We start from the raw sequence: 23,283 nt of genomic DNA, 5'->3' as shown, positions 1-23,283 counted from the left end.
TTACCTTATTTATTATCGTCTGGCGCTACGCCAGATAAATCTAATGCCTGTCCCATCCAGCGACTTAATGCCGGATCATCATGCATGGCTGCCTCACGTAACGCCAAAGTGGTCGGATGCAAAAGCGCATTGGTAAGCTTATACGCCATTTCCTCCAACACTGCCTCAGCATTTTTGCCTTCAGCTAACTGCGCTTTGGCTTTTTCTACAATATCGTCACGCTGCGCCATGCCTTTTTGGCGATATTGTCTTACTAAATCTATTGATTGCTGCGACTGCTTCCATGTCATGTAGTCATCAGCCTGCTTATTGATGAGCTTTTCAGCTTCTTTCGCAGCTTGTTCTCGGTTTTCTAAATTCTTCTGAACAATATGCTGAAGATCATCTACCGTGTAGAGGTAGGCATCACCAAGCTCGTTTACCTCTGACTCTATATCGCGAGGTACTGCAAGGTCGACCAAGAACATCGGCATGTTTCTTCGTTGCTTAAGCGCTTTTTCAACCATTCCCTTGCCTATCAGTGGCAATTGACTGGCGGTTGAACTTATTACAATATCAAAATCTTTCAGATGCTCAGGTACTTGAGAAAGCGTGAAAACGCTGGCATCTAGCGTTTGAGCTAAGGCTTCTGCACGGGCTACTGTACGGTTAGCCACAGCCAAACAGCTTACCCCCTGCTCTTTCAAATGCTGAGCCACTAACTCAATGGTTTCACCGGCACCAACAAGTAACACAGAGCGCTTGGGTAACTCAGCAAATATATGCTTTGCCAACTGCACCGCCGCATAAGCCACGCTAACCGCATTTGCCCCTATATCTGTTTCGCTGCGAACACGCTTTGCCACTGAAAACGTGTGTTGAAACAGCTTATCGAACTCGCTGCTGATCATGCCCGAATGCTTAGCATCGCCAAATGCTTGTTTTACTTGCCCCAATATTTGAGGTTCACCCAAGATCAGTGAATCGAGGCCGCTGGCAACGCGCATAATATGCTTTACCGCTTCATCTTGCGCGAGCACGTAACTGTTACTAGCTATTTCTTCTACGTCTAAATGATGGAAGTCACTTAACCAACGCAGGAGCTTTTGTCCCGAATCATCTTGTGTATTAACGTAAAGTTCAGTGCGGTTACATGTCGATACAATCACAGACTCATCTACGCCTTCCAGCTTTTTTAAACTCGCAAGCGCTTCCACCAGAGAATCTGGTGTAAAGGCCACTTTTTCGCGAAGTGCTACTGGTGCTGTTTTGTGGTTAATACCGAGGGCGAGTAAAGTCATTAAAATCTGTGCTGGCAACGTCGGAGCGGCATTGTACGAAAAACCCAAAATGATTGAAAGTGTTGGTGAAACTGTGTTCCCATAATGTTATGACTAAATGCGTTGTTTTTTATACGGGTAACGTACCTAAATGATTCGCTTTATTTTCTTAGTGTTAATTTATTGCTTTGTGTTGAGTGCATGTACAACCGCCCCCAAAGGCCCAGAAAATGCGGTAAATCTCACGGTTCAACTCGAGAAGGTGGCCCAAGTACAGCAGTGGGAAATGCGCGGAAAAATTGCATTCCGTCAGGGAAAAGATGCGGCAAGCCTTAATTTAGTCTGGAAAAACGATTCCGGCGATTTTGATTTTCGATTAACAAATTTTTTAGGGGTAAGCTTAGTTAATCTTGATGTAAGTCAGCACCAGTCGATTTTAAAGGCTGATGGTGAAACCTATGTTGACGCTCTACCTGAACCACTTATTTATCAAATTACGGGCATGATCATTCCCGTAGATTCACTTCTTTCTTGGGTAAAAGGCTTACCGTTAAAGGGGGATAAATTCACGTTAACCGAGAAAGGGTTGGTTGATACCCTTGAAAGTTACTGCCAAGGTTGCCGCAATTGGCAGGTAGCTTACGGCAACTACGGTAGTGTTGAGCTAGATGATGGAACTTCTGTATGGCTGCCTCACAGCATAACGCTTACCCAGAAAGAAATACCAGATATGCCCAAAACACAGCTTAAAATTAAAATTTATCAGTGGACTTTGTAGTGAACACATCTGTTTCTAAACAAAAAGATTGGTGGCCTTCGCCCGCTAAATTAAACCTTTTTCTACATATACTCGGCCGATATGACAATGGTTATCACCAGCTTCAAAGCTTATTTCAAATGCTCGACTATGGCGATGCACTCGCCTTTAATGTAAGCACAGACGACACAACCATTCGCATGGAAACACCACTGGATGGCGTACCAGACGATGACAATTTAATAGTAAAGGCAGCGCGACTGCTGGCAACAAAAACACAATGTAATAAAGGCGTCATTATTTCAATTGATAAGCGACTTCCCATGGGCGGCGGTATTGGTGGGGGGTCGTCGAATGCAGCGACGACGCTGGTAGCATTGAACCACTTATGGAGTACAGGGCTAGGCGAAGACGAATTAGCCGACTTAGGACTAGCATTAGGTGCAGATGTACCTATATTCGTGCGAGGATTAACGGCTTTCGCAGGCGGCGTGGGAGAGGACATCACGCCAGCCCCTCAAAAAGAACAGTATTTTCTAGTAGCCAATCCCAATGTTCATGTCAGTACAGCTGAAGTATTTACTTCTCCCGATTTGCCCAGAAATACACCCGCAATACGCTGGGAAGACTACAAATTTGAAAAAACTTGGAATGATTGTCAGCAATTAGTCGCGAATTGCTATCCCGAAGTTGCAAAATTATTACAGTGGTTGTTACACTACGCACCGTCGCGAATGACGGGCACAGGTGCATGTGTGTTTGCCACTTTTTCTGACTACACTTTAGCCGAACAAGTTAGGGCTCAAATGCCTAAAACTTGGCAGAGTTTCGTCGCAAAAGGTGTGAACCGCTCACCACTATTAGATAAATTAGAACAACAAAAATAGCGTGTACGCCACATCGGACAATTACTAAAAAATATTGGGGTATAGCCAAGTTGGTAAGGCAGCGGGTTTTGATCCCGCCATTCGTAGGTTCGAGTCCTGCTACCCCAGCCAAACCTCTTTTATCAACGCACTGAGGAACCACTTGTGCCAGATATGAAGCTCTTTGCAGGTAATGCCGTACCAGAACTTGCCCAGAAAGTTGCCGATCGCCTCTACACCAAACTTGGAAATGCCAAAGTAGGCCGTTTCAGTGACGGTGAAATCAGCGTAGAAATTCATGAAAACGTCCGTGGCTCGGACGTTTTTATTATCCAATCTACGTGTGCCCCAACGAATGATAATCTTATGGAACTTATCGTGATGATCGACGCTCTACGTCGCGCATCAGCTGGTCGTATCACAGCCGTAATTCCATACTTTGGTTATGCACGCCAAGACCGTCGTGTACGTTCAGCCCGGGTGCCAATTACTGCGAAAGTAGTGGCTGATTTCCTGTCTAACGTAGGTGTTGACCGCGTTCTTACTATCGACCTACACGCCGAACAAATTCAAGGTTTCTTTGATGTTCCGGTGGATAACGCATTCGGTACACCAATTTTGCTTGCCGATATGGTAAGACGTGACTTTGCCGATCCTGTAGTCGTTTCTCCTGATATCGGTGGTGTTGTACGTGCACGTGCTACTGCTAAACTACTTAACGATACCGATCTTGCTATTATCGATAAGCGTCGCCCAAAGGCGAACGTGGCTCAGGTAATGAATATCATTGGTGATGTTAAAGATAGAGACTGCATTATTGTAGACGATATGATTGATACAGGCGGTACTCTGGCGAAAGCTGCTGAAGCGCTTAAAGCACATGGCGCACGTCGCGTTTATGCTTATGCGACTCACGCTATTTTCTCTGGGAACGCTGTATCCAACTTGAAAGAATCAGTAATCGACGAAATTATTGTTACTGATTCAATCCCGTTAAGCAGTGAAATGAAAAAGATGGGTAAAGTTAAACAACTTACCTTATCTGAAATGCTTGCAGAAACTATTCGTCGCATTAGTAACGAAGAGTCTATATCAGCAATGTTTGAATATTAAAAGCAACACAATTTGCTGAATAACAACGCCAAATGCATATTTTGTGTTTGGCGTTGTCGTATCTCCCCCTAAAAGATACTGTTTTTACTCTGGTATTATAACCCCCTACTTTCTTCCCGCTTAAATCACATATCACTTCCCTTTTCAAAAAGTTACATATAACGTAAAGCTTCTTAACAGTTTTTTTACTCTATAGGTTCATTATGCGCTATCTAAAAACATATCTAAGCATTGGTATTACCACATTATTTTGTATTACTGCGTGCTCACAAGACGAACTGCAGGAGAACGCCGACATGGGTGAAAAGAAAGTCACGGTTACTCAGCCTATAGAAAAGGCCCCGAAAGCGTTAAAGGCAGAGCCAACATCACAAGCCGAACTAGAAGATAAAGCTCAACAAAGTACGACACTAAAAGGCACTATCATCTTCAAAGAATTAGAAGGCGGCTTTTACGCCTTTATTAGCGAACAGGGCGAGAGATTTACGCTTTACAACTTAGGGGATGAATATAAAAAAAATGGGTTAATAGCCGAAATAAAAGGTATTAAAGACCCCAACGCGATGACATTCACACAATTTGGCACAGTGCTTCACGTGACGGAAGTGAAAATACTCGACACTAGCAAACTCATAAATGATAAGTAACGTTTAAGAGGATACCGTTATGATTAATGCCTACGCCGCCATGAAAGTGGGTGGAAAGCTGGAAAAATTTCAGTATGACCCCGGTAAACTAAGCTCGCATGATGTCGAGATAGACGTGGAAAGCTGCGGCATTTGTCATAGCGATCTAAGTATGTTGGACAACGAATGGGGCATGACCCAGTACCCATTTGTACCGGGCCACGAAGTTATTGGTACTATTAGTCAAATAGGTGAGCATGTCACTTCACTCAAAGTGGGCCAGCGTGTAGGTTTAGGCTGGCATTCAGGTTATTGCAATAGCTGTAGAACCTGCGAAGAAGGTGATCATAATCTATGTGCTGACGCCACGATGACCATCGGTGGTCGTCACGGCGGATTCGCAGATAAAGTGCGCGCCCAGGCCCGTGCAGTTATCCCCCTACCCGATTCTATCGACAGTGCAAAAGCAGGCCCTTTGTTTTGCGGCGGCATTACTGTATTCAACCCTCTTGTCCAGTTTGGCATTAGCCCAACCAGCGAAGTGGGTGTAGTGGGTATTGGCGGTTTAGGCCATCTCGCTTTGCAGTTTTTAAATGCATGGGGATGCAAAGTGGTCGCTTTCACCTCAAGCGAATCTAAAAAGAAGGAAGCACTACAGCTAGGTGCATCAGATACAATTAACAGCCGCGATGAAAACGAGATTAAAAAAGCGCGCAGTCGGTTTGACTTAATTATTTCTACCGTAAATGTAAAGCTAGACTGGAATTTGTACCTATCTACATTGGCACCGAAAGGCCGACTTCACTTTGTAGGCGCCACCCTTGAACCGCTTGATATTGGTGCGTTTAATTTAATTGGTGGTCAGAAAAGTGTGTCGGGTTCGCCAGTGGGAAGCCCCGCAACCATTAAAACCATGCTAGATTTCGCAGCACAACACAATATTGAACCGGTGACCGAAACGTTCAAGTTCGATGACGTGAATGACGCAATTGCGCGATTAAGGAAAGGAAAAGCCCATTACAGGATCGTGCTGACGAAATAATAAACCACTTCATCGCAAGTATAAGCGTAACTATAAATTCTGTGCGCGTTTCAATTGTATGTTTTAGCAGGTGGTGTTAGAATTCGCCGCCCTTAAATTTTGGGGTGTTGTTTAGTTGTACTTTACAAGTCATGTAAGTACGCATTAAACATCAATTTACAGTGAGTTTTGGTCGCAAAAACTCACATCACTCGACTTATATATTGGAGACAGACAATGTCTGAAGCAATTTTTAACCTAGACGCTTCTGTTCGTACAGACCTAGGGAAAGGTGCGAGCCGCCGCCTACGTCGCGAAGAAAAGCTTCCTGGTATCATCTACGGTGGTGAAGAAGCGCCAGTTTCTATCACGCTAGACCACAACAAAGTTAACAACGCTGCTGATTTTGAAGCGTTCTACTCTCACGTTCTTACTTTGAACGTTGACGGTAAAGCAGTTGAAGTACTGGTTAAAGACATGCAACGTCACCCGTACAAGCCAAAAATCATGCACATTGACTTCCAACGTGTTATTGCTGGTCAAGACGTACACACTAACGTTCCACTTCACTTCGTAAACGAAGAGAAGTCTGCTGCGGTTAAAGCTGGCGGTATTGCTGAGCACCACGTAACTGAAATCGAAGTAACTTGTCTACCTAAGAACCTTCCTGAGTTCATCGAAGTAGACATGGCAGCGGTTGAAATGGGTCAAACTCTTCACCTTTCTGACCTTACGCTTCCAGCTGGCGTTGCTTCTGTAGAACTTGCGAAGAACGACGAAGCTCACGACCTAGCGGTTGTAACTGTTAAGCCTGCGCCTAAAGCGGCTGATGCAGAAGAAGACGGCGAAGAAGCAGCTTCTGAGGAATAATCCTCTTGGCTGATATCCGCCTTATCGTGGGTCTGGGTAATCCAGGCCCCGAATATGACAATACCCGACACAATGCCGGTGAATGGTTCCTAAACCAACTTGCCGACACCTATAACGCCCCGCTAAAACCAGAAACCAAATTCTTCGGTAAAACTGCTCGCATCACGATTGCAGGCAAAGATATCCGTTTGCTCTACCCCACTACATTTATGAATAAAAGTGGACAGGCCGTAGCAGCACTGGCTAACTTTTACCGCATAGAACCAGAACAAATATTAGTAGCGTTTGACGAGTTAGATTTACCCCCTGGTGTAGCAAAATACAAAGTAGGCGGCAGCTCTAGTCAAAATGGCGTGCGTGATATTGTGGCGAAAATGGGTAACAATAAGAATTTTTTGCGTTTGCGTATAGGCATAGGTCACCCAGGGCATAAAAGCCGTGTTACTGGCCACGTGCTTGGTAAGCCACCAGCAGATGAAAAAGCAGCTATTGAAAGCGCCATCGATGAGGCGGTTCGCTGTACAGAAATTCTGCTAAAAGAAGACTTAAAGCAAGCGCAAAACAGGTTACACTCGCATAAAGCGTAACCTACATCAGTGAATACTTTTCCAGACAAGGATCCATACCATGGGTTTCAAATGCGGTATTGTTGGCCTACCAAACGTAGGTAAATCAACACTTTTTAATGCATTAACTAAAGCAGGTATTGAAGCGGCGAACTTCCCCTTCTGTACTATCGAGCCAAACACTGGTGTTGTACCTGTACCAGATCTTCGTTTGGACAAGCTAGCTGAGATTGTTAACCCTCAGCGTGTAATTCCAACGACGATGGAATTTGTAGATATAGCAGGTTTGGTTGAGGGCGCATCAAAAGGTGAAGGCCTTGGCAACAAATTCTTAGCAAATATCCGTGAAACTGACGCCATCGGTCACGTTGTTCGCTGCTTCGACGACGAAAACATTGTGCATGTTGCCGGTCGCGTTAGCCCTAAAGATGACATTGATGTTATTAACACTGAGCTTGCACTTGCAGACCTTGAAACCACTGAAAAAGCCCTTCATCGCGTAGCGAAACGTGCTAAAGGTGGTGACGCCGATGCCAAGTACGAAATGAAAGTACTTGAAAAAATTAAACCGCATTTAGATGAAGGTTTACTACTTCGTTCACTTGAGCTTTCAAAAGAAGAGCTTGCTGCCATTAGCTACATGAACATGCTTACGCTTAAGCCGACCATGTATGTAGCGAATGTTAACGAAGACGGTTTTGAAAATAACCCATATCTAGATCAAGTACGTGAAATTGCAGCTGGCGAAAATGCAACCGTGGTTGCAGTATGTGCCGCTATTGAAGCTGACATTGCCGAGCTTGAAGATGACGAACGCGAAGAATTCATGCAAGACATGGGCTTAGAAGAGCCGGGGCTTAACCGTGTTATCCGCGCTGGCTACAGCCTACTTACACTGCAAACTTACTTTACCGCAGGTGTAAAAGAAGTACGTGCATGGACGTTCCCTGAAGGTTCAACTGCTCCCCAAGCGGCAGGTAAAATTCATACCGACTTTGAAAAAGGCTTTATTCGCGCTGAAATCGTAAGCTACGACCACTACGTTGAGTTTAATGGCGAACAAGGTGCAAAAGATGCAGGTAAATGGCGTTTAGAAGGTAAAGACTACATTGTTAAAGACGGTGACGTTATTCACTTCCGTTTTAACGTGTAATTTCGATGTAGAAATTAGCACTGTTTACTAAAGCCACCGCAAGGTGGCTTTTTTGTTTCATATGAACAATTGTGAAGCGCACATAGGCCTGATATAACTAGTAAAAAATTAATGGCCTTTGCAATGACTTTAAATCAGTTTACCTTGTCGCACCCTTTTACTTTTACGTTGGGCAAATCACAGCGAGCCAGACGACTTTCACTATTAAGAACCTCAATTAAAACGTTGTGCTTTTTAAGCCTTGCCAATTTTGCTTTTGCCAGTGAACTTCAAGCTAACCCAGTGAATTCGCAAATCAATAATGATGCTATTGAAAAAGAGCCAGTAATGGCGAGTAATACCGCTAGGTGGCATCAAGTACCTCAGGGTAATACAGTGACGTTTAAGACAGCGTATGGTGATGTGATTATTGCGCTCCACCCTACCCTTGCGCCGAAACATGTGGCCAGGTTTAAAAGTTTAATAGACGCAGGCTTTTATAACGAACAAGCGTTTTATCGTGTGGTAGACGGATTTGTGGCACAGGCAGGCAGCAACGATAGTCACGACGCCTCACAATTTCCTCCGGCACTGCTTAAGCCAATTAACGCCGAATTTACCCAACCACTTAACAGCAATGTGAACGTAGTTGAGAACAAGGACATGTTTGCGCCTAACACCGGCTTTTTAGATGGCTTTCCAGTAGGCATTGATCAAAGCCGTAAAGAAATGTGGGGGCTTCACTGCCCAGGCGTTGTGGCTTTTGCTCGCAATAGCGAGAAAGATACGGCCAGTACGGAGTTTTATATTGTGATTGGGCAAGCGCCACGTCACTTAGACAGAAATATGTCGGTCGTTGGTCGTGTAGTCGAAGGCATGGATGTACTTCAAAAATTGCCGCGAGGAAATATGGACAGAGGTGGTGTGTTAGATGATATAACGCAAGAAAGCAAAATTAAGCAGGCTTTTGTGCATGCAAACAACGCTACACCTTATTTTCTGCAAACACCGCATCATGAAGAATATAAAAAACGGGCAAACACAGGAAGAAACTTAGATAACCCGTTTTTTCATGACAATACGTATGGTCCGCGCCCTATTGACGTATGTTATTACCAAACAAAAACCAGTACCAAAGCGTGGTAAATAGCTAACTTATTTCGTGCAAGTTGTTCAATTTCACGGCTTTTTGTGCGTATTTCATCCTAATGCGCGCACATAATGAGCATTTAAAAAAAGTTAGTAAAAAAGGGGTTGACGGTTGCCAGTCATATACGCATAATACGCGCCACTTCCTGAGAGGGAAGAGAATAGTAAGGCTACGTAGCTCAGTTGGTTAGAGCACATCACTCATAATGATGGGGTCGCAAGTTCGAATCTCGCCGTAGCCACCAATTCTCAATTATCTCTTTTAGGAAAGTCTAGCTGCGCGGAAGTGGTGGAATTGGTAGACACGCTGGATTTAGGTTCCAGTGCTTCACGGCGTGAGAGTTCAAGTCTCTCCTTCCGCACCAATATTGGGGTATAGCCAAGTTGGTAAGGCAGCGGGTTTTGATCCCGCCATTCATAGGTTCGAGTCCTGTTACCCCAGCCATTCTTTTTTGAATGACTTTATAGCTAGCGTCTACGCGGAAGTGGTGGAATTGGTAGACACGCTGGATTTAGGTTCCAGTGCTTCACGGCGTGAGAGTTCAAGTCTCTCCTTCCGCACCAATATTGGGGTATAGCCAAGTTGGTAAGGCAGCGGGTTTTGATCCCGCCATTCATAGGTTCGAGTCCTGTTACCCCAGCCAATTTTCTGAAAAAGCCGCTCTTCTGAGCGGCTTTTTCATTTGTCCCCGCGTATTCAACTAGCACCAACACAGCACCTTGTTTTTTATTCAACGCTCCTGTCGTGTTTTCCTTTTTGCTCCACGCTGCATTTGATTGCTTAGCATGGGTTGTACATCGACACTCCCCGTTAGGGATGACACTAACCACTTTGGTGTCAGAATAATTTACACACCTTCCAAACAACAGCAAAAAAACCAATAAAATCATAAATATAAAAACAGGCATCAATTTTGCTAAACAAGAGGCAATACAATGATTTTGTTGTTAAACCGATATAATAAGAAGTAATTAGTTTAAGGATCATAAGATGTTTAAAAAATCGCTAAAGCTGTCAGCGATGATACTTACGCTAGCGTTTGCAGCTAACGCTAATGCAGCGCTTATAAGCACTCCAACACAATCTGCATTCAATGATGTTAATAACGACAATGTTCTTACCAGTGCAGATTACCTTAACCCTAACTTCGACTATACGCTGTCTGTTGACAAGTTCGATGAGCGCCTAGGAAGTCTTGTCAGTGTTAATATTTCACTAAACGGATTTATGGAAGGCACGTTGGGTTTTGAAAACAAAAGCCAAAATGCAACATCAAGAGTAAGAGGTTCTGTGTCTTCGTTTTTAGAGCTTTTCACCATTGGTGGTATAAGCTTAGTTAACGTTCTGCCAGAATTTGAAACGGGCTTAATTTCACTTGACGTATTCGATGGCGCGAATGACTTTAATGGCACCTCTGGCGCAACAGTAGAAACCGCACCAAACCCAATTACAGCAACAGAGTCTGTTACGCTAACAGACAGCAGCTTACTAAGTTTATTTGTTGGTGCAGGCCAAATTGACCTGAACGTGTTTGCCCTTTCGGGTGGCGGCACAAGTAACTTTGGCGGTGATATCGATACGTCGAACTCTGTTCGTTCTGCTGCGTCAATCGATATCAACTACGTTTATGACAACACCCCTGTCAATGTAAACACCCCCGCAACTCTTGCACTTTTTGGGTTGTCGCTAGCTTTTGCAGGTTTTAGAGCCCGTTCAAAGAAAAGCTAATTTGCTACAACAAAAAAAGTTAATTGAATTTAAAAGCCGCATCATGCGGCTTTTTACGTTTAAGATGGCACGGCTTTACTATCCCCTTACTTTATAGTGAACATGCGTAAATCGTTTTCGTTATGTGAGTTTTCACTGCCAAATAATTTGGCTGTCGTGCTAGTATTGGGGTTTTATCTATTTATCTCGGCTTATTCTGCGGTTTAGCAAACATTTGTTATGCATTTACCAAAGCGTGTGTTCTGGCACCTCAAAATTTAGGTTCAGGTCATTTTCAAACGCCGAGTAACAATTAAAACAATAACGAAGGAAAGTGCGTGATAAACGAATTCGTTTCATTAGTTAACAACATTCTGTGGGGAGATGGCCAGGTACTTATCATTATGCTACTTGCATGCGGTATTTGGTTTACCGTTAGACTTGGCGGCGTTCAGCTAAGACACTTTGGCCACATGTTTACGCTACTTAAAGGTAGCAACAAATCAACCAAAGACGGCATTAGCTCATTCCAAGCTTTGTGTACTAGCCTTTCTGCACGCGTAGGTACAGGCAATTTGGCCGGTGTGGCAGTGGCGATATCGCTAGGTGGCTCTGGTGCTATTTTTTGGATGTGGATGATAGCACTTTTAGGTATGGCTACAGGCTTTGCAGAAAGTGTATTAGGTCAGCTATACAAAGTGCGTGACGAAAACGGTGAGTTTCGTGGCGGCCCCGCTTATTACATTAAACAGGGCCTTAATAAAACATGGCTTGCTGTGGCATTTTCCTTGTGTTTATTCTTTGGGTATGGCTTTGTATTTAGCGCAGTTCAAGCGAACACAATTACCGATGCGTTAAATAATGCTTACGCTTTTCCAAGTGAATATGTAGGCCTAGCCATCATAGCATTAGCAGCGTTAATAGTTGTGGGCGGGCTTAGAGGCATTGCTCGATTTGCTGAGTTTGTGGTGCCGTTTATGGGCATAGGTTACGTGCTTGTGGCATTGGCTATCACGTTTATAAATATTTCAGAGCTTCCCGCCATGCTGCTAGACATTATAAAATCAGCATTTGGGCTACAGGAAGCCGGAGCAGGCGCATTAGGTGCGGCCATTAAAAACGGCATACAACGCGGCCTGTATTCTAACGAAGCTGGCAGCGGTTCAGTTCCACATGCAGCAGCGAGTGCAGTACCAAATCCTAACCACCCCGTATCACAAGGCTATATTCAGATGCTAGGCGTATTTTTAGATACGTTAGTGCTGTGTACGTCTACTGCGTTTATTATTTTACTTGCTGGTGGTTCTAGCTCGGAGCAAATGGAAGGGATCCGTTTAACACAAGATGCAATGAGCAGTCACTTAGGCGAAGGCGGCACTGACTTCGTGGCAGCAGCAATTAGCCTGTTTGCGTTCACGTCTGTGGTTGCCAACTACGCATATGGCGAAAGTAACCTACATATGTTTAAGCTAGATAATAAAGTCGGCCGTGCCGTTTACACCGTCGGTTATCTTGGCATGATTTACTGGGGAGCTCAGGCAGCCCTTCCTCAGGTTTGGGCAATGGCCGATATGGCTTTAGGTTTAATGACGGTAATCAATATCATCGCTATTGTATGGATGACACCTACCATCGTGTCTATAAGTAAAGATTACTTTAAGAAAAAAGACAGTGGCCAAAGTGTCGAGTACAAAGCAGGCGACTGTGAAATACAAGGCAAATCTGAAGACGGTGTGTGGGATTAAGATCACAAAGTTTCCGTTAATTTTTATTATGAAAGGCTAACCGTTGTTAGCCTTTTTGGTTTTTGGTTTTTGGTTTCTGGTGATAAACCTTAAAAGTTAGCTATTTAAACAAAAACCACACAATAGTGCTGCTATAACAACTTATAGTAATCTAAAGCGCCACCGGTAGGTGCCCTGTTTTCACCCAAATAACAGTTTCTTCATCGACATAAGGATGATGTTGGCTCATGTGCGGGCTTCTTATCCATGTACCTTTCGGATATTCACCATGTTCATCTTTAAATGTCCCAGAGAGTACGAAAATCTCTTCACCACCAAAATGTTTGTGAGGCTTAAATACTTCACCAACAGGCCATTTGACCAACGCGACATGTTCATGTTCAAAGTTGTGTAACGGCATTACTTGTAAACCGCCCTGACCTTGAAGCCATTGTGCTGTTTTGGTGTTTACACGCACTTCACTTAAGTCATGCTTATCAAACTGGTTTAACTTAACTAGGATCACGCAGCCTTCTTTACTAAATGGGCTGTGCTTGCTGCCTGGTGGGTTGCGTAAATAAGTACCCGCCGGATAGTCGCCGTGCTCGTCGGAAAATACCCCCTCAAGGACGAATATTTCTTCACCGTATGGATGCCTATGCTGTTTGAAGCTTGCCCCCGCCTCATACTTCACTACGCTGGTTGTATGGCCTGACTCCTTTGCTTCACGCTCTAATGGCTTACGCCATACCGTTGATGATGGCGAGGCTTGCCAGTCAAGGGTTTGCGTATGAATAGATAAGCGCTCATCAAAATTCATATTCAACATTATGATTTCCTGCCCCCCCTATTCAGGCCTTAGTAGTTCGAAAAAATTATCTTGAGATATCGTGTAGTAATCGCCACGCCCTCCACCACGAGTAACAGGTGCGCTCTTCAACGTGTTGTACACGCCATTCTCGATAAGTGATTTATCAATGTGTACGCCTACTACTTCCCCCATAATAAACCAACTGTTTACGTCTTCGCCGGACGCTGACCTAAGCTGTACTATTTGTGTAAGTTTACACTCCATACTCACTTTGCTGGATTTTACACGCGGGACTTGTACCACTTCACTTTCTACCGTTTGAAGGCCAGCATCTTCAAACTCACTCTCATCCGGCGCTAGAGGTTTACTGGTCGTATTCATAGCATTGACCAAGTCTTCCGACACAAGATTCCAACAGAACTCTCCTGTTTCCTGCACATTAATTAACGAATCTTTTTTACTACCCACTACAGAGAAACCAATAATAGGTGGCGTATAGTTTAATGCGTTGAAAAAACTGTAAGGCGCAAGATTGAGTACGCCAGCTTTTGACTGTGTTGATATCCAACCTATTGGGCGTGGTGCAATAATCGCATTAAAAGGGTCGTGCGCCAAACCATGGCCTTCACTAGGCTTATAAAAGTGCGTGTGTGCCAAAATTATTCCTTATTATAAATCGCGAAATAAGATCTATACGATATGAACACTCATTTAGCGTTTTTCAAGGTTTGAAGAGAAAGGTTATGCGAAGGTGGTTGAAAAAATAAGAGTGAAAATTGGCAGCTCACCTAAATTTCCACAATAGGCTATAGCGACAAGACGCTTCGAAAGCACAGTAAATCATATCGGTAAACTGTTTAGACGAACGAAGTTAAGTTTTCAACGTAAGGCGAAGATTTAGCTTGTTGAAGAAGTATTTAAAACAAAAAAGCCTTGGCAGAATAAGTGAACTAACCAAGGCTTTATTTGAACAAGAATACTTAGGCTTTTTTAAGCTTCTTCTTCAATTTTTTTAACTTCCCTTCTTGCTTTGAAATTTTAGCTTTTGTTACTTTGATTTCTTTTTTAAGCTCTTTTTTCTTAGACATTCTTTAATCCTTATTGTTTATGGAGCGCTTTAATGAAACCGCTTACTGCGCACTTTCATGCTTTTCAATGAACTCTCTGATAAAGCGCCTTACTTCTCGGGCGGCCGACGTATCAAGCGTTTCACACAAGTCTATAAATTGGGCGCGCTCTTCGTCGTTAATCCGAATAATCATTTGACTATTCTTTTTCTTCTTTTTACTTCTCTTATCAGACATACACTGCCTACTGGCATAACAACACGGTCCGTATAGCGAATGTATTACAGATGTATATACATTTCAATGACCAAAGGGCGCCACTTACAGTTTGAGTTTACGCCGACGAATAGCAAAAAAGGAAAATAAAATGAACATACTTAGCATAGTGGGGGCATTTACCCGCCCTATAATTTTACCGTTAGGAAGTTGAACTACGTAGCCGATGTCGGCGAAAGAGGCCAATGTAGTGTTACTAATTGTTGTCGGCCCCTCTAAGAACCCAGTAAGTAAGTCACTTTGTGGGCCTGCCCAGTCTTCAGCCCAGTGGCCGTCTCTTGTCCCTGGCCCACTGACGATATCAACCGGTACAAAGGTGGCACTAGCATCAAATTCTTCACGATAAGCTTCCAGCGCATATTTCCCGTTATACTCCCCTGTACCATCTTCATACAAGCCGTTAAAGAACGACCATATCGTTCCAAACCCTATAACATGCCCCATTTCATGCACAATAATATCGAAAAGCAAACCCGCCTGTTCATAAGCGTTTAAATCTGCAGTATCAAACTCCATGACACCTAAAGTTACGTATACACCGTTTGAATGAAATATCCCCTGACGCGGGCCAGCCTGCCCTAAAATATTTCCCACGCCGTCAATGGATAAACCTTGGGCAATAATTTGTAAATTTACGTCGATATCTTCTTGCGTGCCAATAAGAAAAGACTCCCAAAAGTTTACGGCAGAGTCGTATAAACTTGCTTGTGATGCTGACAAACCTCCTTTATTCACAATTTCTATATTTATTAAACCCGCATGGGTTTTGCACGATGAGCATAAGAGCAAAAAGAAAAAGAAAATCTTAACGTTTTTCATGATATTTCCGTTAAATTTAATAATAAGGGGGCGAAGCACATGCAAGTGTCTGCAGCATACCTTTTACTACATCTATCAACATTCATTGAATAAGTAGTCAGTAAAATTCTGTAAGCAAAATACAGGCCGCTGTAAAAAACGCATTCATTTCATAGCGTTAACAATTTAACACAATAGCCACGCGATTCAGTGTTAAAAAACCTGACACTTCTAATTTCAACAAATCGCAGTAATGTTATTAGCCACAATCTCGCACTCTATGCCGTCAACATTTTTTACACATTCTGTTTACATTTGCCGTAAAAAAAGATGTTCCTTTCGTAAGCTGCCGAACCTTAAGCAATTTTAAATAGTGGCTTATAAGATGCTTAATAAATATACAGGCCAAAAAACACACAACTGCTATTAGGGATAATACCATGGGAACTAAAGCCAAACTCGCGTTAGCACTTCTACTTCTATGGGGTGTGGGCGCAAATGCTGCCCTTATACCCTCAGACCTCGACGTAGTAGTCTCAGTTAATTTCGACGATAGCCCGGGTGGAGAAATTGAGGGTAACGGCACACAAATCGCCAGTGCTGGTGTAATTGTTGGTGGCGTATTCGATGGTTTCAGTGTTGACGGTACGCAAAGTACACCCTCAAGCGGAGTTTCTTCCGTGTTGACAGACTTGAACGATGGATTTTCCATTGATTCTAGAACGCAAGTAAGTAATGACAGCCAAGTTGATGAATCGATTCTACCCGGCTTTGGTTTTGATGCCTTCTTCGACATAAAGAACACGTCGCTTATTGATACTTATTTACTTACTTTTAATATCGCTTATAGCGTCGCGCTTGAAGCAGGAGGTGATGATGCATATTCGGATATTGAAATGGATTTTATTAACGATTTGACTGACCTGTGGTTTTTAGATATTTCGTCTGACACTACATTTGGTAATTACAGAAACGACCAAGATCTCCTTGATTTTGGTGGGCCAATGAATGAGCGCGGTGGTGTTAGCATTAACGTACTTATTACCCCAGGTCAGTCTCTTTTCCTTGAAAGTCAAATTACAACGTCTTTAGGCGCTTATGTCGACGGAGATTTTGCCGCTGGGACGGCGATATTATCTATAGGTTTAAACAGCGCTGAAAAACTTCAAGACCCTTCGCCGGTAAACGCACCAAACACTTTCATAGTGCTGTGTATTGGGCTGTTAACAGTACTTTTTAAAATGCAACTAAAACGCAAAAGGTAACACTATGTCTTTCAAGCTCAACAAACCTTTAATAAACACTGCACTGTTAACAGCGCTGATTACCGCTTTTATTCCAAGCAAAACCTTTGCATGTGGTAGCGATGCATACATTGGTGAGGTATGTACCGTAGGATTTAACTTTGCGCCGCGCGGCACTGCATTAACTCAAGGGCAACTTTTACCCATTGCGCAATATACAGCGCTTTTTTCATTACTCGGCACAACTTATGGCGGCGACGGCAGGACGACGTTTGCATTACCTGACACAAGAGGAAGGAGCATTGTAGGTGTTGGCAGAGGGCCTGGATTGCAAGACATTCGTTGGGGGCAAAAAGGCGGTGCCGAGACCGTTGTTTTGCAAACGTTTAATATGCCTGCACATAATCACGGTGTTCAAGTTCAAATTAGCACAACGAATGACACAAGTGGCAGCAGTGCAATATTAAAAGCTTTAGCCGCACGCTCAACCACTACCGATCCAACTGGTGCGGTGCTGTCTAATGCACCACGAAGAAGCGAGCAGTTTAGCAACGCCATTCCCAATGTTGATATGTCGGCTGATAGTATTGTTTTAAATCTTGACGTTGAATCTTCTCACAATGTTACTGTGAACGAGCAATCTGTTGGGACAGGACAGCCAGTTAATATCCGAGACCCGTACATTGGTATGTACCAGGTTATCGTACTAAACGGAATATTCCCATCAAGAAGTTAACCATGCAATTCTGCCAAATTGCAGCCGTTACACTGAGCTTGTGGCTATTTCCAATGCCGGTTTTAGCAGATAATACGCAGACAGACTGGAATGGGGAATTGTCACAAGCACAGCAATATTTGCAAAACGAACAGTTTGACAAAGCAATTATCGCTTTTACTGACGCGGCAACACGAGGCAATGGCCTAGCCCAATTTACTTTGGGGTTAATCAACGACTACGGTTGGGGTGTGCCTGTTAGTCGTGCTTCATCCTGCCAGTGGTACTTAAAGTCTGCACAGCTTGATGTTCCTATGGCAGCTTTTAAATTAGGTGAGTGCTACCAAGATGCAACGTGGAAAACTCCTGATTTGAGCAGTGCGTTAAACGCGTTTAATAAAGCCTTAGGCTTGGGTATTTTGAGCGCTTCAATTGAGATAGCTAAAATCCAAATACACGGCTCGCCGCAAGACAAGAAAGATGCGGTGGCGCTTCTTATACAGTCCTCCAATTCGGGAAATACCAATGCATCACTTGTTTTGGCTAAGTGGTATTTTCATGGCACGCTGTTAGCCAAAGATTATACCGCGGCTTACAACCTTCTTTCATTGTCAGACCCAATGAATCAACCAGAAGCGGCATGGTATTTGGCACAATTTTATGATCGAGGGTTAACGATAAGTAAAGATATTGCCACAGCGGCTTATTGGTATGAGACGGCAGCAAGTCAACATTTTGAACCAGCATATCTGCCAACTGCACTTTTATATTACGAACTTAGTTCGCGCTACCCAAACCATCATGAGACGTTGATATCGAAGGCGTACCTGTGGGCAACCGTCGCTTATGCCTCCGGTAACAAGAGTAAAGCACCTGCTGAAGCGATATTAAACGACGTTAAAACGGCTATTCCGTCAGCTTGGTCTACTGAATTTGATAAAAAAGCCAAGGACTTTTTAGCCCTTGGCAATCTAGGTAAACAAAGTTAATCACGACGTTATAAGCGACTGTAACAACAATATACTTAGCCTTTCGCTGGTTTCCAATCAAACTTTTTGAACGGTTCGTCAACTGGCGTATCCGCCAAATGGTTTGTGTAGTTACTCATTACTTTCTGCGCTAAAATCAAAATAATTTCAAGCAACTGCTTATGCTCGTACCCTGCCTCGTAAAATGCATTAAGCGTACTTTTATCCACGTTTCCTCGTCCACGTGTAACCGCAAGGACAGTGTTCTTTAGAGTATTTAACTTAGCATCGCTCAGCGTTTCATCATTGCGTAGTTGCTCTATAAGGTCATCGCTAACCTTCATGCTTTTCGCAATACCTGTGTGTGCTGGTACACAATAATGGCAAGCATGCTCAACGTTTACAGCCTGCCATACCACGGTAAGCTCTTCGGCATTAAATGATGTTTCTTGTGCAAGCTTGTGTAAAACCTGATACCCCTCAAGAAGCGTTGGCGCTTCTGCCATAACTGCATGAAGATTCGGGATCATGCCAAATGCTGCCTGTGAGTTATCAAGCAAAGCTTTAGAAGCTTCTGGCGCAGTATCTTTTGTATGTAATGTAAATTCGCTCATATCACTCTCCTGTAAATGAATTCGAAGTGTGAAGAAAAGCCAAGCGTTGTCTTCAACTTTATTAGTCAGGAGAATAATAGGTTTACTTGAACGATCGTTCAAGCGATAATTGAACATATGTTCAAAGCAATCGCGCATAAGGTATTCGGTTATGAAATATAATGAAACTGACGTTATTGAAAAAGCAACCACATTATTTTGGCAACGTGGCTTTCAAGCTGCAGGTATGCGCGACATACAGCAAGCACTAGATATGCGTCCCGGAAGTATCTATGCGAAATTCCAAAGCAAGGAAGGACTTTTTAAAAAAGTTATTGAGCACTACGCAGCTAATAGCGAGGCAAAACTAAAGCGTGTTGCTTTAGCGGACTCTCCTATGTTGGCACTAAAAGATTTTTTCCAGAATGCTTTAATTAGCCCCAATGAACAACGTTACATGCGACAGTGTTTGTTAGTTAGATCAATTGCAGAGCTTGATGTTATTGGCGACGCTGCAAGTGCGGTGGTAATTGAAAGCATGAACAAGCTTAAATTGTGTTTTGTAGATATAATAAACGCGGCAATAGATGCGAGCGAAATACCGCAAACAACCCCTGTTGCCTTTGCCGCTGACTGGTTACAGAATCAATTCGTAGGCATGCGCGCCTTTGCAGTTATGAACGATGACGTTAAAACAGTTAACGCGATGATAGAAAAGGTGTTATCAGACTTGAAAGGACGATGGCCAGCCGAGCAAGTACATTAATCACGTTGCAATGACACACTTCATCGCTTTATGTTCAAGAAAATAACATTCTTAACAGCTGTGCCACTAACAAAATTCCCATTAGTGGCCAAATCCACTTCGACCACTTTGCAGCATCTTCGTTACTGATACGCATTTTAGAGCGCTCTATCAGCGGGACAACAATTGCCAGCGCACCAAATAACACAGCAAGTAAAATAAGTACTTCCATTAACGTAATCCTATTGCATATTTCAGCACTTCCCGCTTAGGCCCATGCATTCTTTGAGCAACGGATAGCAGCTGGTTTCTAACCCATTTAATGGGGCCAATATCATTGCTAAACAAGGTATAAAAACCATCCATTGCCGTCATCATGATTAAATTTTCTCGTCTTCTCGGTGATTCAAACGAAGTTTCCAGCGCCTGCACAAATGCGTTAGATGAAAGGGGATGACGTTTAGCAGTGGCCGTTAAAAATGCTTCAACATCTTTAAAGCCCAAGTTAACGCCCTGCCCCGCCAGTGGATTTATAGTATGCGCGGCATCGCCTAACAGCACACATTGTCCTTTGATGTACTGGTGAGCGTGAGAGCGTGTAAGGGGGAATACGGCTTTATCAATTACTGAAAAGTGGTTGTTGTTGGCTGTAAGGTCTGCTGGAAAAGCCTTAAGAATTTCATTAGTGAGCTGGGTATTGTTCAACCCCTTTAATCGTTGCAACTCTTGCGCGGAGTTATACCAAACCAAAGACGCGTAGTTGTCAAACATTGGCAAAAATGCCACAGGGCCGGTTGGCGTAAACTGTTGCCACGTAATCGCCTCAACGGGATTGTTTAATTTAACCGTAATTCCCATTGCCTGTTGCGCGTACTGCCATCCAGAACACCCTATACCCGAGGCCGCTCTTACTTGTGAATTAGCTCCATCTGCCCCAACCAACCACTGCGCCTGAATAACCGAGCCATCAGAGAGTGAAATGGTTGCTCTATCGTCAAGCGAAATATCTGATACCGATTTTCCGGCAACCAGCGTAACGTTACTATACTGCTTTAACGCCGCGTGACAGCCAAGCTGTAATATACGATTCTCAACAAAAAAGCCCAGTTGAGGTATATCGATACTTGAGGCAGTGAAATCGGTTCTGTGAGCTGGGTCGTCCCACACGCTTAAACCCGTGTATGGTTTCACGCGCATTGCTTTGATAAAGTCCCATGCCCCGAGCGCTTGAAGAAGATTAACCGACGTATCGCTAATAGCAGAAACGCGTAAATCTGGGCCATCGTCTAAATGATAGTCTTCAGGTAAGTGTGGTTCAATGACCACGATATTGTAGTGCTGCTGAGCAAGCCCAAGCGCGAGTGCAGCGCCCACCATGCCGCCACCGTTGATACAAAAATCTACCATTTACTCTCCTTTGTAACACGCAAGCATTATGTCTTAAAACACCTTGGTGTGTGAAGTAAAACGAAGCAAAGTACAAAAAGGGATCGGTATCGGCTTATTAAATAGTCTTCAGTGTATTAAGTTCGGCTTTTATGCAGCGAATAAACAAAAACCTATCATTGGGCCATATCTGATCGCTATACATAGCGGCCATACCGAGAAATAGTGCGCCCCTCATCAAATATCCATGAATCGTCGCAAGACACTGGGAATATGTTTGCATTACAGGTAAAATATGCGGCTATTTTGAACATCTTCTTGTAACTGACAGATACCACTGCTTTTTGCGCCTGAGACAACCAAGCAATTAGCTATTTTGGTACCAACAACGTTGTTTAATTCACTTACAAGAACACTAACAGGTTATCGAATAGTTGTTATGACTAAAAAGCTGTATATCAAAACCTGGGGCTGCCAAATGAACGAGTATGACTCGGAGAAAATGGCAGACTTACTAGACTCAACGCATGGCTACAGTGCTGCACAAAGTGCTGAAGAGGCCGATGTTATCTTGCTTAACACGTGCTCTATTCGTGAAAAAGCACAGGAAAAGGTGTTCCACCAGCTGGGCCGTTGGAAAACACTTAAGCAAGATAAACCTGAACTTATTATCGGTGTAGGCGGCTGTGTTGCCTCTCAAGAGGGCGATACCATTCGTCAGCGTGCACCGTTCGTAGACTTGGTATTTGGCCCTCAAACGCTGCATCGCTTACCTGAAATGATCAACGAACTTCAAGGCGGCGCGAAGTCGGTTATTGATGTAAGCTTCCCGGAAATTGAAAAATTTGACCGTTTGCCTGAGCCACGTGCTGAAGGTCCAACGGCGTTCGTTTCAATCATGGAAGGCTGTTCAAAATACTGCACATTCTGTGTGGTGCCTTACACCCGTGGTGAAGAAGTAAGCCGCCCTGTTGACGACGTATTGCTTGAGATTGCTCAGCTTGCAGGTCAAGGCGTGCGTGAAGTAAACCTTCTAGGTCAAAACGTTAACGCATACCGCGGTGAAAATTACGACGGTACTATTTGCCGTTTCTCTGAGCTGCTTGAATTAGTAGCGGCCATCGATGGCATCGACCGTATTCGTTACACCACGTCACACCCGGTTGAATTTACCGATGACATTATAGAAGCTTACGCGTCTATTCCGGAATTAGTAGACCACCTACATTTGCCAGTTCAGAGCGGCTCTGATCGTATACTGAACCTAATGAAGCGTGGCCATACAGCGATCGAATACAAATCTAAAATGCGCAAGCTAAAGAAAATTCGCCCGAACATTAGTTTGTCTAGCGACTTTATCATTGGTTTCCCAGGTGAAACCGATGCTGACTTTGAAGCCACCATGGATTTGATTCAGGCAGTAGATTACGACCTTAGCTTCAGCTTCATATACAGTGCTCGCCCGGGTACACCGGCAGCAGACGCCGTAGATGACGTAAGCGAAGAAACAAAGAAGCAGCGCCTTCATTTATTGCAGCAACGTATAACACAGCAAGCGCTTCGTATTGCTCGTCACATGGTTGGCACAGAGCAGCGAATTTTGGTTGAAGGCCCGTCGAAGAAAAACCCGATGGAGCTTTCAGGACGTACTGAGAATAACCGAGTAGTAAACTTTGAGGGTACGCCTGACATGATAGGCGAATTCGTTGATGTCAACATCACAGACGTATTTACCAATTCACTGCGTGGCGAAGTTGTGCGCAGAGAAAGTGAAATGGGCTTGCGTGTTGCCGTTTCGCCCCAATCTATCATGGCAAAGCATCAGGCAGATTTGCCCGATGAGCTTGGCGTGGGACAATTTAACCCAGCCTAAACATATTATATAGCGA

At 43.7% G+C, this 23,283-nt stretch carries 24 protein-coding genes and 6 tRNA genes; 22 read left to right on the top strand and 8 right to left on the bottom strand.

Translation table 11 applies throughout. The features are described 5' to 3' along the window. Window positions 1-5: 5 nt before the first annotated feature. On the bottom strand, window positions 6-1,280 hold the full coding sequence (hemA, locus tag BK026_RS02435; protein ID WP_071814382.1) for a glutamyl-tRNA reductase: 1,275 nt from the start codon (window positions 1,278-1,280) through the stop codon (window positions 6-8). A 130-nt stretch (window positions 1,281-1,410) separates the two neighbouring features. Here hemA and lolB point away from each other — a divergent pair, with 130 nt between their 5' ends. The 17 genes from lolB to BK026_RS02350 all read left to right on the top strand — a co-directional run bounded on the left by lolB (window position 1,411) and on the right by BK026_RS02350 (window position 12,812). Then, on the top strand, window positions 1,411-2,037 hold the full coding sequence (gene lolB, locus BK026_RS02430) for a lipoprotein insertase outer membrane protein LolB (protein WP_071814381.1): 627 nt from the start codon (window positions 1,411-1,413) through the stop codon (window positions 2,035-2,037). Then, complete coding sequence (ispE, locus tag BK026_RS02425; RefSeq protein ID WP_071817454.1) at window positions 2,037-2,903, top strand: 4-(cytidine 5'-diphospho)-2-C-methyl-D-erythritol kinase; 867 nt, start codon at window positions 2,037-2,039, stop codon at window positions 2,901-2,903. Before lolB ends, ispE begins: the two co-directional genes overlap by 1 nt. A gap of 35 nt (window positions 2,904-2,938) precedes the next feature. Continuing rightward, a tRNA-Gln gene (locus BK026_RS02420) sits at window positions 2,939-3,014 on the top strand. 33 nt (window positions 3,015-3,047) lie between these two features. Further along, window positions 3,048-3,995 carry a ribose-phosphate pyrophosphokinase gene (locus BK026_RS02415; protein ID WP_071814380.1) on the top strand — a complete coding sequence of 316 codons (948 nt, stop codon included), beginning with the start codon at window positions 3,048-3,050 and terminating at the stop codon, window positions 3,993-3,995. A gap of 203 nt (window positions 3,996-4,198) precedes the next feature. Continuing rightward, window positions 4,199-4,642, top strand: a complete 444-nt coding sequence (locus BK026_RS02410; protein ID WP_071814379.1) for a hypothetical protein — start codon at window positions 4,199-4,201, stop codon at window positions 4,640-4,642. 19 nt (window positions 4,643-4,661) lie between these two features. After that, window positions 4,662-5,663: an NAD(P)-dependent alcohol dehydrogenase gene (locus BK026_RS02405; protein WP_071814378.1), complete on the top strand. Its 1,002-nt coding sequence runs from the start codon at window positions 4,662-4,664 to the stop codon at window positions 5,661-5,663. Window positions 5,664-5,879: 216 nt separating this feature from the next. Continuing rightward, entirely contained in the window at window positions 5,880-6,512 is a 633-nt protein-coding gene (locus BK026_RS02400; protein ID WP_071814377.1) for a 50S ribosomal protein L25/general stress protein Ctc, read from the top strand. A gap of 5 nt (window positions 6,513-6,517) precedes the next feature. Continuing rightward, a complete protein-coding gene (pth, locus tag BK026_RS02395; protein WP_071814376.1) occupies window positions 6,518-7,099 on the top strand; it encodes an aminoacyl-tRNA hydrolase in 582 nt (193 codons plus the stop codon). A gap of 40 nt (window positions 7,100-7,139) precedes the next feature. Then, complete coding sequence (gene ychF / locus BK026_RS02390; protein ID WP_071814375.1) at window positions 7,140-8,231, top strand: redox-regulated ATPase YchF; 1,092 nt, start codon at window positions 7,140-7,142, stop codon at window positions 8,229-8,231. A gap of 123 nt (window positions 8,232-8,354) precedes the next feature. Beyond that, window positions 8,355-9,356, top strand: coding sequence for a peptidylprolyl isomerase (locus tag BK026_RS02385; RefSeq protein WP_071817453.1), 1,002 nt, complete (start codon window positions 8,355-8,357; stop codon window positions 9,354-9,356). Between the two features lie 171 nt (window positions 9,357-9,527). After that, window positions 9,528-9,604, top strand: a tRNA-Met gene (locus BK026_RS02380). A gap of 35 nt (window positions 9,605-9,639) precedes the next feature. Beyond that, window positions 9,640-9,724: transfer RNA gene (locus BK026_RS02375), tRNA-Leu, on the top strand. A 4-nt stretch (window positions 9,725-9,728) separates the two neighbouring features. Then, window positions 9,729-9,804: transfer RNA gene (locus BK026_RS02370), tRNA-Gln, on the top strand. A 34-nt stretch (window positions 9,805-9,838) separates the two neighbouring features. Then, window positions 9,839-9,923, top strand: a tRNA-Leu gene (locus BK026_RS02365). A 4-nt stretch (window positions 9,924-9,927) separates the two neighbouring features. Further along, a tRNA-Gln gene (locus tag BK026_RS02360) sits at window positions 9,928-10,003 on the top strand. Between the two features lie 347 nt (window positions 10,004-10,350). Beyond that, window positions 10,351-11,088 carry a choice-of-anchor E domain-containing protein gene (locus BK026_RS02355; RefSeq protein WP_071814374.1) on the top strand — a complete coding sequence of 246 codons (738 nt, stop codon included), beginning with the start codon at window positions 10,351-10,353 and terminating at the stop codon, window positions 11,086-11,088. A gap of 317 nt (window positions 11,089-11,405) precedes the next feature. Beyond that, on the top strand, window positions 11,406-12,812 hold the full coding sequence (locus BK026_RS02350; protein ID WP_071814373.1) for a sodium:alanine symporter family protein: 1,407 nt from the start codon (window positions 11,406-11,408) through the stop codon (window positions 12,810-12,812). Window positions 12,813-12,963: 151 nt separating this feature from the next. Here the strand turns inward: BK026_RS02350 and BK026_RS02345 are convergent, their stop codons facing one another. From BK026_RS02345 to BK026_RS02335, 4 genes are all read right to left on the bottom strand, one after another. Next, window positions 12,964-13,620, bottom strand: a complete 657-nt coding sequence (locus BK026_RS02345; protein WP_071814372.1) for a cupin domain-containing protein — start codon at window positions 13,618-13,620, stop codon at window positions 12,964-12,966. A gap of 18 nt (window positions 13,621-13,638) precedes the next feature. Beyond that, the gene (locus BK026_RS02340; RefSeq protein ID WP_071814371.1) at window positions 13,639-14,259 is read right to left on the bottom strand and encodes a flavin reductase family protein; all 621 of its coding nucleotides are present in this window, start codon (window positions 14,257-14,259) and stop codon (window positions 13,639-13,641) included. Window positions 14,260-14,732: 473 nt separating this feature from the next. Continuing rightward, window positions 14,733-14,906, bottom strand: a complete 174-nt coding sequence (locus tag BK026_RS19605; RefSeq protein WP_177247871.1) for a hypothetical protein — start codon at window positions 14,904-14,906, stop codon at window positions 14,733-14,735. Window positions 14,907-14,990: 84 nt separating this feature from the next. Further along, a complete protein-coding gene (locus BK026_RS02335; protein WP_071814370.1) occupies window positions 14,991-15,764 on the bottom strand; it encodes a hypothetical protein in 774 nt (257 codons plus the stop codon). A 419-nt stretch (window positions 15,765-16,183) separates the two neighbouring features. Here BK026_RS02335 and BK026_RS02330 point away from each other — a divergent pair, with 419 nt between their 5' ends. Genes BK026_RS02330 through BK026_RS02320 form a run of 3 tightly spaced genes read left to right on the top strand, consistent with a single transcriptional unit; the run spans window position 16,184 to window position 18,691 of the window. Then, a complete protein-coding gene (locus BK026_RS02330; protein ID WP_071814369.1) occupies window positions 16,184-17,008 on the top strand; it encodes a hypothetical protein in 825 nt (274 codons plus the stop codon). A gap of 4 nt (window positions 17,009-17,012) precedes the next feature. After that, entirely contained in the window at window positions 17,013-17,723 is a 711-nt protein-coding gene (locus BK026_RS02325; RefSeq protein WP_083574977.1) for a phage tail protein, read from the top strand. Between the two features lie 2 nt (window positions 17,724-17,725). Continuing rightward, the gene (locus BK026_RS02320) at window positions 17,726-18,691 is read left to right on the top strand and encodes a tetratricopeptide repeat protein (RefSeq protein ID WP_071814368.1); all 966 of its coding nucleotides are present in this window, start codon (window positions 17,726-17,728) and stop codon (window positions 18,689-18,691) included. Between the two features lie 35 nt (window positions 18,692-18,726). Here BK026_RS02320 and BK026_RS02315 read toward each other — a convergent pair whose 3' ends face one another. Beyond that, window positions 18,727-19,284 (bottom strand): carboxymuconolactone decarboxylase family protein, encoded by a 558-nt coding sequence (locus tag BK026_RS02315; protein WP_071817451.1) that lies wholly within the window; start codon window positions 19,282-19,284, stop codon window positions 18,727-18,729. 151 nt (window positions 19,285-19,435) lie between these two features. On the opposite strand from BK026_RS02315, the gene BK026_RS02310 reads away from it, so the two are divergent. Then, a complete protein-coding gene (locus BK026_RS02310; protein ID WP_071814367.1) occupies window positions 19,436-20,029 on the top strand; it encodes a TetR/AcrR family transcriptional regulator in 594 nt (197 codons plus the stop codon). Window positions 20,030-20,063: 34 nt separating this feature from the next. On the opposite strand, the gene BK026_RS19600 is transcribed toward BK026_RS02310, so the two are convergent. Both BK026_RS19600 and BK026_RS02305 read right to left on the bottom strand, forming a co-directional pair. Next, complete coding sequence (locus BK026_RS19600) at window positions 20,064-20,240, bottom strand: hypothetical protein (RefSeq protein WP_177247870.1); 177 nt, start codon at window positions 20,238-20,240, stop codon at window positions 20,064-20,066. Further along, window positions 20,240-21,415, bottom strand: coding sequence for an FAD-dependent monooxygenase (locus BK026_RS02305; RefSeq protein ID WP_071814366.1), 1,176 nt, complete (start codon window positions 21,413-21,415; stop codon window positions 20,240-20,242). The genes BK026_RS19600 and BK026_RS02305 overlap by 1 nt, the downstream gene beginning before the upstream one ends. A 418-nt stretch (window positions 21,416-21,833) precedes the next feature. On the opposite strand from BK026_RS02305, the gene miaB reads away from it, so the two are divergent. Beyond that, window positions 21,834-23,267 carry a tRNA (N6-isopentenyl adenosine(37)-C2)-methylthiotransferase MiaB gene (miaB, locus tag BK026_RS02300; protein ID WP_071814365.1) on the top strand — a complete coding sequence of 478 codons (1,434 nt, stop codon included), beginning with the start codon at window positions 21,834-21,836 and terminating at the stop codon, window positions 23,265-23,267. Window positions 23,268-23,283: the final 16 nt, after the last annotated feature.

Source organism: Alteromonas sp. V450, from assembly GCF_001885075.1.
GTDB lineage: Bacteria > Pseudomonadota > Gammaproteobacteria > Enterobacterales > Alteromonadaceae > Alteromonas.
Note: the sequence above shows the minus strand (reverse complement) of the source record. Positions and strands in the feature narration are given on the sequence as shown.

Coding starts and splice junctions, on each gene's coding strand:
- BK026_RS02325 (WP_083574977.1), top strand. CDS start 17,013: ATGTCTTTCAAGCTCAACAAACCTTTAATAAACACTGCACTGTTAACA.
- BK026_RS19600 (WP_177247870.1), bottom strand. CDS start 20,240: ATGGAAGTACTTATTTTACTTGCTGTGTTATTTGGTGCGCTGGCAATT.
- ychF (WP_071814375.1), top strand. CDS start 7,140: ATGGGTTTCAAATGCGGTATTGTTGGCCTACCAAACGTAGGTAAATCA.
- miaB (WP_071814365.1), top strand. CDS start 21,834: ATGACTAAAAAGCTGTATATCAAAACCTGGGGCTGCCAAATGAACGAG.
- BK026_RS02335 (WP_071814370.1), bottom strand. CDS start 15,764: ATGAAAAACGTTAAGATTTTCTTTTTCTTTTTGCTCTTATGCTCATCG.
- hemA (WP_071814382.1), bottom strand. CDS start 1,280: ATGACTTTACTCGCCCTCGGTATTAACCACAAAACAGCACCAGTAGCA.
- BK026_RS02310 (WP_071814367.1), top strand. CDS start 19,436: ATGAAATATAATGAAACTGACGTTATTGAAAAAGCAACCACATTATTT.
- BK026_RS02345 (WP_071814372.1), bottom strand. CDS start 13,620: ATGTTGAATATGAATTTTGATGAGCGCTTATCTATTCATACGCAAACC.
- BK026_RS02305 (WP_071814366.1), bottom strand. CDS start 21,415: ATGGTAGATTTTTGTATCAACGGTGGCGGCATGGTGGGCGCTGCACTC.
- BK026_RS02410 (WP_071814379.1), top strand. CDS start 4,199: ATGCGCTATCTAAAAACATATCTAAGCATTGGTATTACCACATTATTT.
- BK026_RS19605 (WP_177247871.1), bottom strand. CDS start 14,906: ATGTCTGATAAGAGAAGTAAAAAGAAGAAAAAGAATAGTCAAATGATT.
- BK026_RS02355 (WP_071814374.1), top strand. CDS start 10,351: ATGTTTAAAAAATCGCTAAAGCTGTCAGCGATGATACTTACGCTAGCG.
- lolB (WP_071814381.1), top strand. CDS start 1,411: ATGATTCGCTTTATTTTCTTAGTGTTAATTTATTGCTTTGTGTTGAGT.
- BK026_RS02400 (WP_071814377.1), top strand. CDS start 5,880: ATGTCTGAAGCAATTTTTAACCTAGACGCTTCTGTTCGTACAGACCTA.
- BK026_RS02320 (WP_071814368.1), top strand. CDS start 17,726: ATGCAATTCTGCCAAATTGCAGCCGTTACACTGAGCTTGTGGCTATTT.
- BK026_RS02315 (WP_071817451.1), bottom strand. CDS start 19,284: ATGAGCGAATTTACATTACATACAAAAGATACTGCGCCAGAAGCTTCT.
- BK026_RS02385 (WP_071817453.1), top strand. CDS start 8,355: ATGACTTTAAATCAGTTTACCTTGTCGCACCCTTTTACTTTTACGTTG.
- BK026_RS02405 (WP_071814378.1), top strand. CDS start 4,662: ATGATTAATGCCTACGCCGCCATGAAAGTGGGTGGAAAGCTGGAAAAA.
- BK026_RS02330 (WP_071814369.1), top strand. CDS start 16,184: ATGGGAACTAAAGCCAAACTCGCGTTAGCACTTCTACTTCTATGGGGT.